This window comes from Chitinophaga silvisoli (assembly GCF_003412465.1).
GTDB lineage: Bacteria > Bacteroidota > Bacteroidia > Chitinophagales > Chitinophagaceae > Chitinophaga > Chitinophaga silvisoli.
This window is the reverse complement of the sequence record NZ_QTJV01000006.1, coordinates 130,044-150,246: the sequence shown is the minus strand read 5'-3', so window position 1 is coordinate 150,246 and position 20,203 is coordinate 130,044. Positions and strand designations below refer to the sequence as shown.

Here is a 20,203-nt window from a genome sequence, read left to right as displayed (position 1 = left end):
TCCCCGATTAAACGGTACTGGACTTAGATATGAAAAAGCTATTAAAAGATATCAGAGAAAATAATATTCTGATAGACGTAGTGGATGGTAAGCTGAATGTTTTCTCTAATAATAATATAGATCCACTTTTGCTGGCTGCAATCAGGGAGCATAAGGCGGAGCTGATCCGTTTTCTGACTGATAATGCAGGAGAGGAATTGACGCAGGTAATTCCTGTGGCTGCGGAGCAGGCGGATTATCCATTGTCATCCGGACAAAGACGGCTATGGGGACTCAGTCAGCAGCAGGAGGGAAGCCGTGCCTATAATATGCCGGGAATTTATAAATTGACAGGTGAATTGAATATTCCAGCTATAGAAGCATCCTTTCAATTGCTTGTTCAGCGACATGAGATCCTGCGGACAGGATTTGTAGAGAATAGTGAAGGTAGTGTAAGACAGGTCATCCATGCAGCAGCGAATATTCCTTCTTTTATAGAATATTATGATCTGACTCGTACCGGCGCGCCTACGCTGGATGTGCTGTTGGATGAATTGATTCATACAGATTTTTTACTGGCAGAGCCGCCACTTTTAAGAGCAGGCATCTATCGTACGGCAGAAAAAGAGTGGGTGTTTGGATGTGTGATGCATCATATAGTGAGTGATGGAAGGTCCATGGTGGTATTGATTAATGAACTGTTGCAATGCTACCAGGCATTGGTGAAAGAGGAGAAGCCTGTACTGGAGCCACTGGCAGTGCAGTATAAGGATTACGCAGTATGGCAGGAGCAGCAGATCAGCAACAATGCGGTTGCTGCTGATAAGGACTATTGGATGGAGCAATTTTCTGGCACGCTGCCTATCCTGGCATTGGCAACTGATCAACCCAGACCCCTGATCAGAACCTTTAATGGAGGTGTTGTTTCTTTGAAAATTGATGCAGATGTAAGTAGAGATTTTAAGGAGGTTTGTAAACAGGCGGGTGCGACGGTATACATGGGATTAGTAGCTGTGGTGAAGACCCTTTTATATCGCTATACAGGCCAAAGTGATATCATTACCGGAAGTCCGGTAGCGGGTCGCCGGCATGAAGAATTGTTGTCGCAGATTGGTTTTTATGTGAACACACTGGCATTGAGAACACAGCTGGATGCTAAAAATAATTTCATGGATTTGCTGGGTGCTGTCAGGCAAAATGTGCTGGATGGATTTGCGCACCAGGATTATCCGTTTGATGAATTGATTAATAACCTGCATCAGCAATGGGATCTTAGCAGGAACCCATTGTTTGATGTAATGGTAGTATACAGGGATGGGGAATTTGAACAGCTGGTATCGAAGGGTGGTGCAGGGACCTTAGCGGTTTCCCCTTACCCGCAACCGGCTTCCGATAGTAGTAAGTTTGACCTGACCTTTACGATTGCTCCGCACGAGGATACATTCCTGCTGGAGATAGAATACAACAGTGATATTTACTTTGCGGATACAATCACTCATATGGCGCAGCATCTTATTGGATTGATGCGTGCTATTGCATTGGCACCGGCTACTCCCCTGTGGCAGCTGGACTATTTGAGTGAATCAGAGAAGAAACTTTTCATTTCAACATATAATAATACCCGTACAGATTATCCCCCTGCTGTTATTCCCGTTTTTGAAGAACAGGTAGCGGCGACTCCCGATCATATTGCACTCGTATTTGAGGAGCGGGAGCTGAGTTACCGGGAGTTGAATAGTCAGGCGAATGCCCTGGCGGATTATCTGAAGATTCAACCTGGGGATAGGGTCGGAATTCAACTGGAGCGAAGCGAGTGGCTGATCATTTCAATACTGGCTGTGCTGAAGTCGGGAGGTGCTTATGTGCCTGTGGATGCATCGTATCCTGCTGATCGTATTGATTACATTATTGCAGATAGCGGATGTAAGCGGGTGATAGACGAAACAGTAATCCTGAAATTTAAGGAAGGGAAATATAGTACAGCGAATCCCTTGCCGGTAGGCAAAGCAGATGACCTGGCTTATATATTATATACTTCCGGATCTACCGGGAAACCAAAGGGTGTAATGATTCCTCAGAAGGGCATCACCCGCCTGGTAAAAAATACAAACTATGTTACCCTGACAGAACAGGATACACTTTTATCTACAGGTGCTATTTCTTTCGATGCTACTACTTTTGAATACTGGGGCATGTTGTTAAATGGCGGCAGACTTGTACTGTGCCCGCAGGATACACTGCTGGACCCGGTGCAGCTGGCAGCAACAATCGCGAAGCACCGTGTAAACATTATGTGGTTTACCGCTGGCTGGCTGAACCAGTTAGTGGATACTGATATTACGCTTTTCAAAGGTCTGCGTACTTTATTGGCAGGAGGGGATAAGCTCTCTCCTGCGCATATTATTTCGCTGAAGGCCCATTATCCTGAAATGGTTATCATCAATGGTTATGGTCCTACAGAAAACACTACCTTCTCTCTGGCTGCCCACCTGGATGATCCTGCAAGTGGTATTCCATTAGGCAAACCTATAAGTAATAGTACAGTTTATGTGCTTGATGCGCAACAGCAACTGGTACCCGCAGGGGTGATCGGAGAAATCTGTGTGGGAGGTGACGGGGGCAGTCTGGGTTATTTGAATGCGCCTTTACTGACAGGTGAAAAGTTTATAGCAGATCCATTCCGTCCCGGCTCCCGCATCTTCAGAACGGGTGACCATGGCAGATGGAACAGGGATGGAAATATAGAATTTATAGGTCGTATAGACGACCAGGTGAAAGTGCGTGGATACAGGATAGAACTGAGTGAAATAGAACTGGCCCTGCAGCAATATCCTGGTCTGACAGATGTGGTTGTAACGGCCATTGCTTCGGCAGATGGTGATAAGCAACTGGTAGCCTATGTGGTAAGCAACCAAAACCTTGAGATCGCAGCACTTCGTGCATATCTGGGCAATTTGTTGCCAGCCTACATGGTACCTGGTTATTATGTTCAGTTAGATGCGCTTCCGTTAACATCAAATGGCAAGGTAGACAGAAAGGCACTTCCGGCACCGGATGCATCTGGTCTGGCTACAGGAGTCGAATATATTGCAGCTCGTAACCAGACGGAAACCTTGTTGATTTCAGTATGGGAAGAGGTATTAGGCCGTACAGGAATAAGTGTCAAAGACAACTTCTTCGACCTGGGGGGGCATAGTTTGAAAGCCACCCGGCTGATCGGGCAGATTGCTAAACATTTCAACGTAAAAATGGCGTTGAAAGAGGTGTTTACACATCCTGTGCTGGAGGACCAGGCAAGCTGGATAGCGGCGGCAGTGCAGACAGATTTTGCGCATGTGCCGGTAGCACCACTCATGGAAGATTATCCCTTATCATCTGCACAGCGCCGCTTGTGGGTACTGGGGCAGTTTGAAGAGGGTAGTGCGGCTTATACAATTCCCGCTAGCTGTGTGCTGAGAGGTGAACTTGATGTGCGTGCATTGAGGCAAAGTTTTGATGACCTGGTAGCACGGCACGAAATATTGCGTACAGTATTCCGGGAGAATGCGGCAGGAGAAGTGCGGCAGATCGTGTTGCCGGTTGGAACAATCAATATTGATGATGTGCTTACGCCGGCTGATGCGCAGGTTTTTGACCTGTATAATGGTCCGCTGTTACGTGCCAGTCTTCATCGCATCAATGAGCTTGAATGGAGATTCAGTTATGTTATGCATCACATCATCAGTGATGGTTGGTCTATGGGAATCCTGATCCGTGAACTGATGGAACGCTACCATGTGCATGTAACAGGTAGTTCTGATAAAGACCGCGCTGCTTTGCGTATTCAATATAAAGACTATGCAGTGTGGCAACAGGAACAGCTGGATAGTGCAGTGATGCAGGCGCACCGTGCTTACTGGTTGGATCAGTTCAGTGGCCACCTGCCGGTATTGGACCTGGTGGGTGATCAGCCTCGTCCTGCTATTAAAACATACAATGGCGGTCATATTGACAAGGTACTGGACGCATCTGTAACGGAGCGTTTGCATGCGTTGTTGCAGGGACAGGGTAGTACATTATTTATGGGTTTGTTGTCAGCAGTCAATGCTTTGTTATACCGCTATACCGGTCAGGAAGATATTATCATCGGGGGTGCGGTGGCAGGTAGAGAGCATGCGGACCTGGAAGACCAGATTGGTTTTTATGTAAATACGCTGGCTTTCCGTACACGATTTGAAGGTAGGGGTAGTTTTATTGAGCTGTTGGAAAAGGTGAATGATGTAACGCTGAGAGGGTATGAGCACCAGGCCTATCCGTTCGATGAGCTGGTTGAGCAACTGGATCTGCCTCGTGATTTGAGTCGTAGTCCGCTATTTGATGTCATGCTTATTCTTCAGAATAATGAGCGTACTGTATTGGATGGTTCATTTTCAGGAATCCATATAAATATTGAGGAATCCGCTGGTGGTTCCAGCAAATTCGACCTGCTATTTAATTTTACAGAGTTAACAGAAGGGCTGCGTTTGCGGCTTATTTACAACAGTGATGTTTTTAGTGCTGTCATGGCCGCGCACCTGGCAGATCATTTTATGCAATTGCTACAGGCATTGGTGGCAGCACCGGCCGTCCCTATCCAACAGTTAAATTATATCGGCAGCCGTGAAAGAACGGCATTGCTGGAAGCTGGGAATATTCGGCTGGAAGCTAACAGGAATGATCTTACAATAGTAGACCTGTTCCTGGCCAGTGTGGAGAATTCTCCAGCCAAGACAGCAATAGTATTTGACAACAAATCTCTAAGCTATCAACAGCTTAATGAATTGTCTGATCAGTTCGCTCATTTTCTAAAAGAAGAACATGGGGTGGTCCATGGTGACCTGGTAGGCATCCATCTTTCCCGCAGTGAATGGGTGGTCGTGGCGATATTGGGGGTACTGAAAGCGGGTGCGGCATATGTACCTATTGATCCGGAATACCCACAGGATCGTATTCATTTTATTGTTTCGGATAGTCAGTGTAAAGCATTGGTTGCTGAACAGGAGTTGAAGCAGTTCATCACTGATCAGCAAAGATATAATTTGACAATTCCGGAGCAGATCTATAGTTTGTCAGACCTTGCTTATGTAATTTATACCTCCGGATCTACAGGTACTCCCAAGGGAGTAATGGTGCAGCATCAATCATTGGTATCCTACCTGCAGGCTATTTCAGCCACTTATTCCCTCCACCAGGAAGACAAAATATTACAGTTAGCCAATTTTGCATTTGATGCATCTGTAGAGCAGATCTTCATTTCCTTATTATCGGGCGCGACCTTAGTTATTGCAGATAAAGTATTGGGGGCTGAATTGACGGATTTTATCGCACAGCATCAGATCACGCATGTGCATGCTGTGCCTGCCTTGTTAAGTCAGATTGATTTCTCTGCGCTTAGCACTCTGAAAAGAGTGGTATCTGCAGGTGATATTTGCCCTGCATCATTGTTGGATACCATTCATGAAAATGTTTCTTTTTTCAATAAATATGGGCCTACAGAGACCACGGTATCTGCTACTATTTATGAAGCGGATGGAAGTTTAGTTTCGACAGTGCCGGTTGGAAAGCCTGTAAGTAATAGCACCGTTTACATCCTTGACGGGCAGCAACAACTGGTACCAGTGGGTGTGGCTGGTGAGATTTGTATTGGCGGATATGGGGTGAGTATGGGTTACCTGAACAGGCCTGCGCTGACCGCGGAGAAGTTTATGGCCGATCCTTTCCGGCCTGGGTACCTGATGTTCAGAACCGGTGATTATGGCAGATGGAATCAGGAAGGAAATATAGAGTTTATAGGTCGTATAGATGACCAGGTGAAGGTGCGCGGGCACCGGATTGAATTGGGCGAAATAGAACAGGCATTGCAACAATATCCTGGTCTTTCAGCGGTAGTGGTGACAGCCCTTCCCGCGGCGGATGGTGATAAACAACTGGTGGCTTACCTGGTGAGTACGCAGCCACCGGAAGTATCATCACTTCGTTCTTATTTAAGTGAGCGCTTGCCAGCTTATATGATACCGGCTTATTATGTGCAGTTGTCAGCACTACCATTAACACCAAATGGAAAGGTGGACAGAAAGGGACTTCCTGCTCCGGAAGTAGCTGGACTGGCTACAGGTGTGGAATATATAGCGCCCCGAAACCAGACGGAAAACTTGTTGTTGTCAGTATGGGAAGAGGTATTAGGAAGAACAGGGATAAGTGTCAGAGATAACTTTTTTGACCTGGGCGGACATAGTCTGAAGGCGACAAGATTGACAGCGCAGGTTGCTAAATTATTCAGTGTTAAAATGTCGTTGAAAGATGTGTTTACACATCCTGTGCTGGAGAGCCAGGCAAGCTGGATAGGGGCGGCTGTGCAGACTGCATTTGCGCATGTACCCCTGGCACCGGTTTCGGACGATTATCCCTTATCATCCGCACAGCGTCGCTTGTGGGTACTGGGGCAATTTGAAGAGGGAAGTGCAGCTTATAATATTCCTGGTACCTGTGTGTTGAAAGGAGCGCTTGATGTGGCAGCATTGCAACGGAGCTTTGTGGAGTTGATTCAAAGACATGAAGTGCTGCGCACCGTCTTTAGAGAAAATACGGCAGGAGAGGTACGACAGGTAGTACTTGCGAAAGATACCCCCGGCTATGAGATAATAATTCATGACTCTTTTTCAAGGTCGGCGCTGGCAGGAGAGCAGAAGGCTGCTTTTGATCTATCCAGGGGACCTTTGTTACGTGCCAGTCTTTATTATATTCAGGAGAATGAGTGGGTCTTCAGTTATGTCATGCACCACATCATCAGTGATGGCTGGTCCATGGGCATATTGATCCGTGAATTGATGGATCGTTACCAGGTCCATACAGGCGGTTTAAGCACAGATCGCGCACCTTTGCGTGTACAATATAAGGATTACGCCGTTTGGCAGCAGAATCAGCTGGAAACGACCTTTATGAAGGAACACCAGGCTTACTGGCTGGAGCAGTTGGGAGGTCGTTTGCCAGTACTGGATCTGATGGGCGATCACGCACGGCCAGCTGTTAAGACCTATAATGGGGGAAGTGTGGATGTTTTGTTTGAAGCATCTTTAACTACCCGCCTGAACGCTTTATTACGCAGGCAGGATAGTACCCTGTTCATGGGTTTATTGTCAGCAGTAAATGCTTTATTATACAGGTATACTGGTCAGGACGACATTATCATCGGCGGTGCTGTAGCTGGCAGGGAACATGCAGACCTGGAAGACCAGATAGGTTTCTATGTAAATACCCTGGCATTCCGTACCCGTTTCGATGGTGAGGGTAGTTACAAAGACCTGTTATCGATGGTGCAGGATGTGACGCTGAAGGGCTATGAACACCAGTCTTATCCATTTGATACTTTGGTAGAAGAACTGGACCTGCCCCGTGATTTGAGCAGGAACCCGCTGTTTGATGTCATGCTCATTTTGCAGAATAATGAGCGCACGGTATTGGATGGCTCATTTGCAGGGTTGCAGATAAGTAGTGAGGAATGGAGCGGTAGTTCCAGTAAATTTGATCTGGTGTTTACATTTGTAGAGACAGGGGATGGCTTGCGTCTGCATCTTGATTATAACAGCGATATTTTTAACCGTGATACGGCATTGCGTATGGCGGATCATTTTAGAACATTGCTGGGGGCCGCCGTTTCCAACCCGGATATTTCGCTGAATAAGCTCAATTATATTGAAGACGCTGAACGCGTCCGGTTATTAGAATCCTTCAATGCAACAACACGTGATTATCCATCTTCTCATACCCTGACTGCCCTCTGGGAAGAACAGGTGAGTAAGACACCTGATAGTGTAGCGCTGGAATGTGTGGGCCGCAGTTTTACTTACGATGAACTGAACAGTCAGGCCAATCGTTTAGGAAATTATCTGCGGGAGAAATATGGCCTGAGTGAAACTGAGCTGGTAGGTATTCAATTGCCCCGCGATGAACGGATTGTAGTGGCTATGCTGGGTGTGCTGAAAGCGGGTGCAGGGTGTGTACCTGTTGATCCGGAATATCCTGCGGAGCGGATCGCTTATATGTTTGAAGCAGGACAGTGTAAGGTGGTAATTGATGAAGCCTTCTGGACTTCCTTTGTGCAAGAGCAGGCTGCTTATACTGCTACAGATTTAATGATCGCTGCTGATCCATCTGCTCTTTGTTATATCATTTACACCTCTGGTTCTACGGGTCAGCCGAAAGGTTGTATGCTGGAACACCGTGGTGTGATCAATCATTTATACAGCAAGATCAATGATCTTTCATTGACATCCGCAGATGTCATCTGCCATACATCTGCACTTCATTTTGTAGGTGGTATCTGGCAACTGTGGGCACCATTAGTGACAGGAGGTCGTGTGGTCCTCTGTGACAAGGATACGCTGACCAATATGGATGCGCTGCTGGCTACCGCTCATGCAAGCGGCAGCCGTATCCTTGAAATCATACCATCCCAGTTGAACGAGTACCTGGCCCAGGAAGGCAGCTTTGATGCCGGAGCTATTGAAATACTCATCCTGACAGGAGAAAAACTGACCCCCCATTTTGTAGAGAAATGTTATGGCAGCAATGAAGGGCTGACTATTATGAATACCTATGGTCAGACAGAATCCTCTGATGTCACCACCAGTTATATCATTCCACGTGACAGTCAGCATGACAAGGTCCTTGTCGGCAAGCCGATACAGAACATGTCTCATTATATTCTGTCTTCAGATGGTGAGTTGTGTGGTATCGGTGTGGTAGGAGAGATCTTTACAACCGGTGCTGGCACCTGCCGAGGATATATTAACCAGGAAGGGTTAACAGCAAAAAGCTTTGTACAATTACCATATGCGCCAGGAAAGAGGGTATATCGTACCGGTGACCTGGGCAGATGGTTAGCAGATGGCAATATAGAATACATCGGTCGCAGGGATGAGCAGGTGAAGATAAGAGGTCACCGCATCGAACCTGCAGAAATAGAGCGCGTGCTGGAGACGTATGCAGGTGTAGAGAAAGCGGTGGTATTGCTGGATGGCGGACAGCTGGTTGCTTACATCATAAGTCATTCAGATGACCTGTCGGCATCAGCGCTGCGTGCTTACCTGGCATCCCGTTTACCTTTACCCATGGTTCCTTCCCGTTATGTGGTATTGGATCAGCTGCCCTTGTTGTTGAATGGCAAACTTGATAAAGCTGCCCTGCTACGCCTGGGCGGACAGGAACTGGACACCGCCGATGTATACGAAGCGCCAACCAATGAAACAGAATCCAAACTCATCGCCCTCTGGGAACAAATACTCCAGCGCCAGCCTATTGGAATCAAAGACAATTTTTTTGACCTGGGTGGTCATAGTTTAAAAGCAACACGCCTCATCAGCCAGATCTACAAGACCTTCGAAGTAAAGGTCTTACTGAAAGACATTTTCCGTTTACCGGTATTATCCGACCAGGCAGCATGGATTGCTAAATCTGTGCACACCAGCTTTACGGAAATCCCGGTTATTCCTGCACAGACTGATTACACCTTGTCCTCATCCCAGCACCGTCTTTGGGTACTGAGTCAACAGGAGACAATTAATATTACCTTTAATATTTCTGATACCTGTCTGTTCGAAGGGAACCTCGATACGGACATCCTGCAATCATCTTTTGCGTCCTTACTGGAACGCCACGAAATCTTAAGAACGGTATTCATCCAGAATGATGATGGTGAAATCAGGCAACAGATCAAACCATTATCAGCACTGGATTGTAAAATAACATTGTACAATCTGCAAGATGAAGCAAGTCCTGCATCCGCAGCGGCGGTGCTGATGCAGGAATCCATGGTACGACCTTTTAACCTGGTTCATGGACCGCTTGTATATGCAGCCTTGTTCCAGGTCGCAGCCAATCAGTGGATCTTCTTCTACATGGTTCATCATATCATCAGTGATGGATGGTCTATGAATATCCTGATCAATGAATTGCTCCTGTTGTACAATGCAAATGTAAAGGGCGAGGCAAGCCCCCTGGTGCCTTTACGCATCCAGTACAAAGATTATTCTTCCTGGCAGCAAAACCAGCTTATAACAGGCAAATTTGAAAAGCATAAAAACTACTGGCTGCAACAGTTAAGGTCCCCTTTACCTGTACTGCATTTCCCATATGATCAACCACGTCCTGCTGTCATTACCCATCATGGCAGACTGGTAAACCGCCGCATCAATGCTGAGATCACAGAGCGGTTGAATACCTTTTGCAAAAAAGAAGAAGGTACTTTATTCATGGGTTTACTGGCGGCAGTTAATCTTTTATTATACTCTTATACCGGTCAGGAAGACCTGATAGTCGGTACTCCCATAGCCGGCAGGGAACACCAGGATCTGGAAGATCAGATTGGTTTTTATATCAACACGTTGGCATTAAGAACAGCTATCAAAGGCTCTGATCATTTCCATACCTACTTTGATCATATTAAATCACTGACGCTTGATGCCTATGAATACCAGTTGTATCCTTTCGATGAACTGGTCAACAATCTTCACATTAAACAGGACCCTTCCCGCAATGTCCTCTTTGATGCCATGCTCCTGCTACAAAACTTCGATAAAATACAGGAGAACGGTTATAACATGGAAGGCGTGAATATCAAAAAGTATAGCGGTGGGGAGCATGTAGTAAGCAAATACGATATCACTTTTTACTTTACTGAAAAAGGTGATGAATTAGATATCAATATAGAATACAATACAACCCTGTTCTACAGGGACACGGTTGAACTGATTGGGGAGCGCCTGGAAAAAATACTGGTCGCTATTTCTAATCATTCTGACCTGACTATTGACCAGCTTACTGGTATCAGTATGCATAAGGATTTACCGGTTTTGAAAAGGAGAGAAACAGCTGATGCGCGGATTAACTGTACTGAACATCAAAAAAGAATCTGGTTCATTGAGCAGTTTGAGAAAGGATTCTTATATGAGAGTAGTCCGCTCTATCACAATTTACCTTTGATTGTTAAGTTGCCGGCAAGTCCTGATGTTGAATTGTTGAATAAGCAAATCCGGCATGTACTTGCTGCTCATCCGGTATTAGGAACACTCATTGAAGTGGAAAATAATGAGCCTTTCCAGGTATTGAATGATACCCTTTTCGAAGGGGTGGAGCAGTATCAGGTAAAAGAGGACAATGAGTTGCTGGACATCATTAACAAACCATTTGATATAAAGAATGGTCCCTTGTTTCGTTTTGCATTGGTTAGTAAAGAAGAAGGTACATCATTGTTCGTCATCGTTGCTCAATCGCTGATAGCTGACAGAGCATCACTGAGAATGCTGGCTGATGAAATTATGCAGCAAGCACCTGTGGTAAACGATGGACTCCAATACGCTGATTATACCTTATGGCAGAATGTCCTTACAGACAGGGATCTGGAAGAGTATAATTTTTACTGGAAAAAGAAACTTCTGCATGCCCCGGTACTGCTGCTTGATACAGATGTCCGCAGGGAACATATCCATATCTACGAGGCCGGTTTCTGTGAACTAACCTTAGCAGCAGATACCTCCCGCAAGGTTACAAGTAGCGGTAGTCCTGCTTATATGCTCCTGCTGAGTGCATTCAATGTATTGTTAAGCAAGTATACGGGCAGTGAAGACATCGTGATCGGTACATTGTATGAAAACCGGGAACATGCCGCCCTGCAGTCAATCGTAGGCCCGATAGCGAACCTGCTTACACTCAGAAATGAAGTACCTTCCAATATCAGGTTTAGTGAGCTGCTTAGCCAGGTTAGTACTGATTATACAAACAGTGTACATGCCGCAGTCGTTCCTTTTGAGAAAGTAGTGCTGAGTGTAAACCCGGGAAAGGATATGAGCCGTACCGCCCTCTTCGATATTATGATCCATTATGAAGAAGGGCAGGATAATGTGATTGAAACGAACTACGGAAACGGGAAGTATGACCTCAATTTATTGATCACCCATAACGATGGCTTTAGGTTACACCTCACCTATAATAAAAAGTATTTCAAACATACTACCGTCACGCGCTTATTGCAGCACTACGCTGCCATCGTGAATTGTGTGGCGGACGATTTGGATCTGCCGATTGACCAGATCAATTATCTGAGTGAAGCGGAGGAAAACGAATTGCTGCAATTAGATCAGGCACCAGTATCCTATCCGCATGATAAAACCATTGTCACTTTGTTTGAAGAACAGGTAGCGCGGACACCGGACAACATTGCTGTAATAGCAGGAGAGCGTTCTGTTAATTACAGGGAATTAAATAGCCTTGCAAACCAGTTGGCCCATTACCTTAAGAGTAAATACAATATTCGCAGAGATGACCTGATTGGCGTACAACTAGACCGGGATGAGTGGATGATCATCGCATTACTGGGTATTCTGAAGGCCGGTGGGGCATACGTGCCGATTGATCCGGCTTACCCACAGGAGCGTATAGACTATATCAGGAATGACAGCCAGTGCAGAATCGTCATCGATGCAGCAGAACTCGAACTATTTAATGCAGAGGCGGTACAATACCAGACCAGTAATCCTCATGCCGTGAACCGGCCCGGAGACCTCGCTTATGTAATTTATACCTCCGGTACCACTGGTAAGCCAAAAGGTACCTTAATCGAACATAGGAATGTAGTAAGGTTATTTATTACTGATCGTCCGCTGTTTAAATTTACATCTGATGATGTGTGGACGATGTTCCATTCTTATTGCTTCGATTTTTCCGTATGGGAAATGTATGGTGCCTTGCTCTTTGGCGGAAAGCTGGTCATGGTGCCGGTGATGGTGGCAAAAGACGCTCATGCATTCGTGACATTGTTACAGAAAGAACAGGTAACAATCCTGAATCAAACACCTTCCTCTTTTTATAACCTGATAAAGGCAGAAGCGGAGGTACCCGGCAGGATGCTCAGGATCCGCCATGTGATCTTTGGCGGAGAGGCTTTGAGTCCGGGAAAACTGGCTTCCTGGAAAGAAAGGTATCCGGATACAAAGCTCATCAACATGTATGGTATCACGGAAACCACGGTGCATGTGACCTACAAGGAAATAGGTGAGGAAGAAATTAAAAATGATATCAGCAATATTGGTAAGCCGATACCGACACTCAGGGGTTATGTGTTGGATGCGCAGCAGCGCTTGCAGCCTGTTGGCATCTGGGGCGAATTGTATGTAGGAGGTGATGGTTTATCGAGGGGATACCTAAACCGGGAAGAGCTGACACGACAAAGATTTATCCCCGGTTTGCTGGCACATGAGGACCGCTTATACAGGTCGGGAGATAGAGTGCGACTGTTGGAGAATGGTGAAATGGAGTATGGTGGCAGGATGGATCAGCAGGTGAAGGTGCGTGGCTACCGTGTGGAACCGGGTGAAATTGAGAATGTACTGAGAAAGCAGGAAGGTATTTCAGATGCGATTGTAATTACGAAAAAGGACAGCCATGATGAAGTGGCACTCATTGCGTATATAGTGAGTCGTGGTTTGCTGAATGTGGCCGTATTAAGACAGGAATTGGCTGTTCATTTGCCGGCTTATATGATACCGGAGCATTTTATACAGCTGGATCATATTCCATTAACATCGAATGGGAAAGTGGACAGGAAAGCCCTGCCTGATCCGGAGGCAGCTGAGCTGAGTACAGGTGTTGAATATATAGCGCCACGGAATCCGATCGAGTCACAGTTGTTGTCAGTATGGGAAGAGGTGTTAGGCCGTACCGGCATAAGTGTGAAGGATAACTTCTTTGACCTGGGTGGTCACAGTCTGAAGGCAACACGTTTGACCGGGCAGATATCTAAATTGTTCAATGTAAAGATGGCCCTGAAGGAAGTATTCACGCATCCCGTGCTGGAGAGTCAGGCAACCTGGATTGCAGGAGCGGTACAGACGGCTTTTGCGCATGTACCGGTGGCAGCCATTGCTGAGGATTATCCCTTGTCGTCAGCACAACGTCGCTTGTGGGTATTAGGGCAGTTTGAAGAGGGTAGTGCGGCTTATAATATTCCGGGTAGCTGTGTGCTGAAAGGGGACCTTGATTTAATTGCATTGCAACAGAGCTTCAGAGAGTTGATAGCGCGGCATGAGATATTGCGAACGGTGTTCAGGGAAAATGCGGATGGGGATGTGCGACAGGTAGTATTGCCTGTAGATGCAATTGGGTTTAAGATTGAAATACATGAGGGGCTTGAAGGATTTAAAGAGGAATATATACGTCCATTCGATCTGTCCAGCGGACCTTTATTACGCGCCAGTCTTTATCATACGAAAGAAAATGAATGGGTCCTCAGTTATGTCATGCACCACATCATCAGTGATGGCTGGTCCCTGGGCATATTGATCCGTGAATTGATGGATCGTTACCAGATCCATGTATCAGGTATTGATATATCCCGCACACCTTTGCGTGTACAATATAAAGATTATGCAGTGTGGCAGCAGGAGCAATCAGGAAGCGATGCAATGAAAGAACACCGTGCTTACTGGCTGGAGCAGTTCGGCGATCGTCTTCCTGTTCTCGACCTGCCAGGCGATCATGCACGGCCGGCCCTTAAGACGTATAATGGGGGAAGTGTGGATGTTTTGTTTGAAGCATCCTTAACTACCCGCCTGAACGCCTTATTACGCAGGCAGGATAGTACCCTGTTCATGGGTTTATTGTCAGCAGTAAATGCTTTATTATATAGGTATACCGGTCAGGACGACATTATCATCGGCGGTGCTGTAGCCGGCAGGGAACATGCAGACCTGGAAGACCAGATAGGTTTTTATGTAAATACCCTGGCATTCCGTACCCGTTTCGATGGTGCTGGTAGTTACAAAGACCTGTTATCGAAGGTGCAGGATGTGACGCTGAAGGGGTATGAACACCAGTCTTATCCATTTGATACTTTGGTAGAAGAACTGGACCTGCCCCGTGACTTGAGCAGGAACCCGCTGTTTGATGTCATGCTCATTTTACAGAATAATGAGGTGAATACGATTAAAGGTATTGGTGAGCTTACTGGTTTGTCTTTGGAGGCGTATGATGAAGAGGAGGGATCTGTAAGTAAATTTGATCTGGTGTTTACATTTGTAGAGACAGGGGATGGCTTGCGTCTGCATCTTGATTATAACAGCGATATTTTTAACCGTGATACGGCATTGCGTATGGCGGATCATTTTAGAACATTGCTGGGGGCCGCCGTTTCCAACCCGGATATTTCGCTGAATAAGCTCAATTATATTGAAGACGCTGAACGCGTCCGGTTATTAGAATCCTTCAATGCAACAACACGTGATTATCCATCTTCTCATACCCTGACTGCCCTCTGGGAAGAACAGGTGAGTAAGACACCTGATAGTGTAGCGCTGGAATGTGTGGGCCGCAGTTTTACTTACGATGAACTGAACAGTCAGGCCAATCGTTTAGGAAATTATCTGCGGGAGAAATATGGCCTGAGTGAAACTGAGCTGGTAGGTATTCAATTGCCCCGCGATGAACGGATTGTAGTGGCTATGCTGGGTGTGCTGAAAGCGGGTGCAGGGTGTGTACCTGTTGATCCGGAATATCCTGCGGAGCGGATCGCTTATATGTTTGAAGCAGGACAGTGTAAGGTGGTAATTGATGAAGCCTTCTGGACTTCCTTTGTGCAAGAGCAGGCTGCTTATACTGCTACAGATTTAATGATCGCTGCTGATCCATCTGCTCTTTGTTATATCATTTACACCTCTGGTTCTACGGGTCAGCCGAAAGGTTGTATGCTGGAACACCGTGGTGTGATCAATCATTTATACAGCAAGATCAATGATCTTTCATTGACATCCGCAGATGTCATCTGCCATACATCTGCACTTCATTTTGTAGGTGGTATCTGGCAACTGTGGGCACCATTAGTGACAGGAGGTCGTGTGGTCCTCTGTGACAAGGATACGCTGACCAATATGGATGCGCTGCTGGCTACCGCTCATGCAAGCGGCAGCCGTATCCTTGAAATCATACCATCCCAGTTGAACGAGTACCTGGCCCAGGAAGGCAGCTTTGATGCCGGAGCTATTGAAATACTCATCCTGACAGGAGAAAAACTGACCCCCCATTTTGTAGAGAAATGTTATGGCAGCAATGAAGGGCTGACTATTATGAATACCTATGGTCAGACAGAATCCTCTGATGTCACCACCAGTTATATCATTCCACGTGACAGTCAGCATGACAAGGTCCTTGTCGGCAAGCCGATACAGAACATGTCTCATTATATTCTGTCTTCAGATGGTGAGTTGTGTGGTATCGGTGTGGTAGGAGAGATCTTTACAACCGGTGCTGGCACCTGCCGAGGATATATTAACCAGGAAGGGTTAACAGCAAAAAGCTTTGTACAATTACCATATGCGCCAGGAAAGAGGGTATATCGTACCGGTGACCTGGGCAGATGGTTAGCAGATGGCAATATAGAATACATCGGTCGCAGGGATGAGCAGGTGAAGATAAGAGGTCACCGCATCGAACCTGCAGAAATAGAGCGCGTGCTGGAGACATATGCAGGTGTAGAGAAAGCGGTGGTATTGCTGGATGGCGGACAGCTGGTTGCTTACATCATAAGTCATTCAGATGACCTGTCGGCATCAGCGCTGCGTGCTTACCTGGCATCCCGTTTACCTTCACCCATGGTTCCTTCCCGTTATGTGGTATTGGACCAGCTGCCCTTGTTGTTGAATGGCAAACTTGATAAAGCTGCCCTGCTACGCCTTGGCGGACAGGAACTGGACACCGCCGATGTATACGAAGCGCCTACCAATGAAACGGAATCCAAACTCATCGCCCTCTGGGAACAAATACTCCAGCGCCAGCCTATTGGAATCAAAGACAATTTCTTTGACCTGGGTGGTCATAGTTTAAAAGCAACGCGCCTCATCAGCCAGATCTACAAGACCTTCGAAGTAAAGATCTTACTGAAAGACATCTTCCGTTTACCGGTATTATCCGACCAGGCAGCATGGATTGCGGCTTCAGTACGTACCAGCTTCAATGCTATCCCTGTCATCCCTGAACAGGCAGACTATCCGCTTTCCTCTTCCCAGAATCGCCTCTATATATTAAGCCAGTTTGAAGGAGGAAACATCGCCTACAGTATTTCCAGGGTATATCTGTTTGAGGGTGACCTGGATGTAAGCTCCCTGCAAAAAAGCTTTGAAGAACTACTGTCCCGTCACGAAATACTACGTACTGTATTCCGTGAAAACACAGCGGGCGAGGTACGGCAGGTGGTATTGCCTGTAAACGGATTTAAAATATACATCCATGAGCAATTGGAAGCCGAAGATGTAAAAGACCTTGTGCAGCAAGACCTGCAGCGCCCATTTGATCTTTACAAAGGTCCCCTGTTACGGGCCAGCCTTTATCGTACCAGCGAAAGTCAATGGGTTTTCAGTTATGTCATGCATCACATCATCAGTGATGGCTGGTCCATGGGCATCCTGATCCGTGAGCTCATAGATCGCTACCATGTACATACATCAGGTATTAAGTCGGATCGCAGTCCTTTACGCATTCAATATAAAGACTACGCCGCCTGGCAGCAGGAGCAATCAGAAAGCGCTATAATGCAGGAACACCGTGCTTATTGGCTGGAGCAATTCGGCGATCGCCTCCCTGTTCTTGACCTGATAGGCGATCATCCCCGTCCGGCCATTAAAACCTATAATGGTGCCAGTATAGATAGAGCGATTGACCCTTCCCTGGTAGCCCGTTTCGATGCATTATTACGCGGTCAGGGCCGTACGATGTTCATGGGCCTGTTGTCTGCAGTAAACGCGTTATTATACCGTTATACCGGTCAGGAAGATATCATCATCGGTGGTGCTGTCGCCGGCAGGGAACATGCTGACCTGGAAGACCAGATTGGTTTCTATGTAAATACCCTGGCTTTCCGTACCCGCTTCAATGGCACCGGTACTTACAAAGAACTCCTGGAGAAAGTAAGCGATGTAACCCTGAAGGGATATGAACACCAATCCTATCCATTCGACGAACTGGTGGAGCAGTTAAACCTGAGCCGTGATCTGAGTCGTAGCCCATTGTTCGACGTAATGCTGGTATTGCAGAATACAAGTGTGGATGAGCAGGCCCCAATACCCGGTAAGCTCCAGGTGAGTCCTTACAAAGAAGGAGAGAACCGATTGAGCATATTTGACCTGGTCTTCACTTTCGCAGAAACTGCCGAAGGCCTCCATCTTCATCTCGATTATAACACTGATATCTATCACCGTGATACGGCATTACGCATGACGGATCACTTTACTACGCTGCTGGCAGCTGCGGTGGCAAACCCGGATACTGCCATCAATGCACTGGCTTATTTTGATGAGCGTGAAAGACATCAGTTACTGAAGACATTCAATGCGACAGCGCGTGATTATCCTTCTTCCCAGACACTGACAGAACTATGGGAAACGCAGGTCCTGCAAACACCGGATCAGATTGCCCTGGAATGTGGTCCTAAGCGTTTTACTTATAGTGAGCTGAACGAACAGGCCAATCGCCTGGGTCATTACTTACAGCAGCATGCAGTAGTAAGTGGAGAAGACCTTGTAGGTATCCGCCTCACCCGCGATGAACGTATTGTAATAGCGATGCTCGCCATCCTTAAAACAGGTGCAGGATGTTTGCCTGTAGATCCGGAATATCCTGCGGACCGCATTGACTATATGTTTGAAGAAGGGAAATGTAAGGTCGTAATTGACGAACCATTTTGGGCTTCATTTGTAAATGAGCAGCATGCTTATGCGGTCACAAATTTAGTTGCGCATCATGATCCTTCCTGCCTTTGCTACGTTATCTATACCTCCGGTTCTACCGGCCAGCCTAAAGGCTGTATGCTGGAACACCGCGGTGTGATCAATCATTTATATAGCAAGATCAATGACCTTTCCCTGACAGCAACAGATGTTATTTGTCATACTTCTGCACTTCATTTTGTAGGCGGCATCTGGCAACTCTGGGCACCGTTAATAACTGGTGGCCGTGTCATACTCTGTGATAAGGATACGCTGACAAACATGGAAGAATTACTCTCCACTGCGCAGGCAAACGCCTGTCGTATCCTGGAAATTATTCCATCACAATTAAATGAGCATCTTTCTAATGAAGGTACCCTTGATGCTGGTGCGCTCGAAATATTAATCCTCACAGGAGAAAAACTCAGTCCTCATTTTGTAGAGAGATGTTACGGTAGCAATGAAGGTTTGACTATTATGAATACCTATGGTCAAACGGAATCCTCAGATGTCACTACCAGTTATATCATACCCCGTAATAGTCAGCATGACAAGGTCCTTGTCGGCAAGCCGATTCAGAACATGTCTCATTATATCCTTTCTGCTTATGGCGACTTGTGTGGTATCGGTGTGGTAGGAGAGATCTACACCACAGGGGCTGGCACATGTCGTGGCTACATTAACCAGGAAGAGCTCACAACGGGAAGTTTTGTACAATTACCGTTTGCTCCCGGAAAACGGGTGTATCGTACAGGAGACCTGGGCCGCTGGCTGCCGGATGGCAATATAGAATACATCGGCCGCAGAGATGAGCAGGTGAAGATAAGAGGCCATCGTATAGAACCAGCAGAAATAGAGCGGGTCCTGGAAAATTATGAAGGTATAGACAAAGCTGTCGTAATGCTGGATGCCGGCCGTACACAACTGGTGGCTTACCTGGTAATAGAAAAGGAGAGGGCAGCCTATACAGAAGAACTGGTAGCGCAGGACCTGCGTGCTTACCTGGCGGCTCGTTTACCGGCTCCTATGATCCCTTCACAGTATGTGATCCTGGGGCAGCTGCCATTACTCTTAAATGGTAAACTTGACAAAGCGGCGCTATCACGTGCTGGCGGGCAGGAACTGAATTCAGCCGAGGTCTATGAACCGGCAGGCAATGAAACAGAAACCAGGCTGGTCGCCCTCTGGGAACAAGTACTGCAGCGTCATCCAATAGGTATTAAAGACAATTTCTTTGATCTCGGTGGTCATAGCCTGAAAGCAACTGTCATGTTGAATAAACTGAAAGTTGAATTCAAAATAAAAGTCAGCCTGCAGGAATTCTTTATGAGCCCACAAATAAAAAGTCTTTCAGAACTCATACAGCGAAAGATCTGGTTGGAAAACTCCAGGGAAATGGCATCCACAACAGATGAAGCCAGAGTGACCATCAAACTTTGAGTCCAAACACCCCCTTAACT

At 46.5% G+C, this 20,203-nt stretch carries 1 protein-coding gene; it reads left to right on the top strand.

The window, feature by feature from the left end:
- Window positions 1–29 precede the first annotated feature (29 nt).
- The gene (locus tag DXN04_RS16225; protein WP_116854433.1) at window positions 30–20,183 is read left to right on the top strand and encodes a non-ribosomal peptide synthetase; all 20,154 of its coding nucleotides are present in this window, start codon (window positions 30–32) and stop codon (window positions 20,181–20,183) included.
- The last annotated feature ends 20 nt before the right edge of the window (window positions 20,184–20,203 follow it).

Bases quoted from the DNA above. Each gene is read 5' to 3' on its own strand.
- DXN04_RS16225 (WP_116854433.1), top strand. From the start codon at position 30: ATGAAAAAGCTATTAAAAGATATCAGAGAAAATAATATTCTGATAGAC.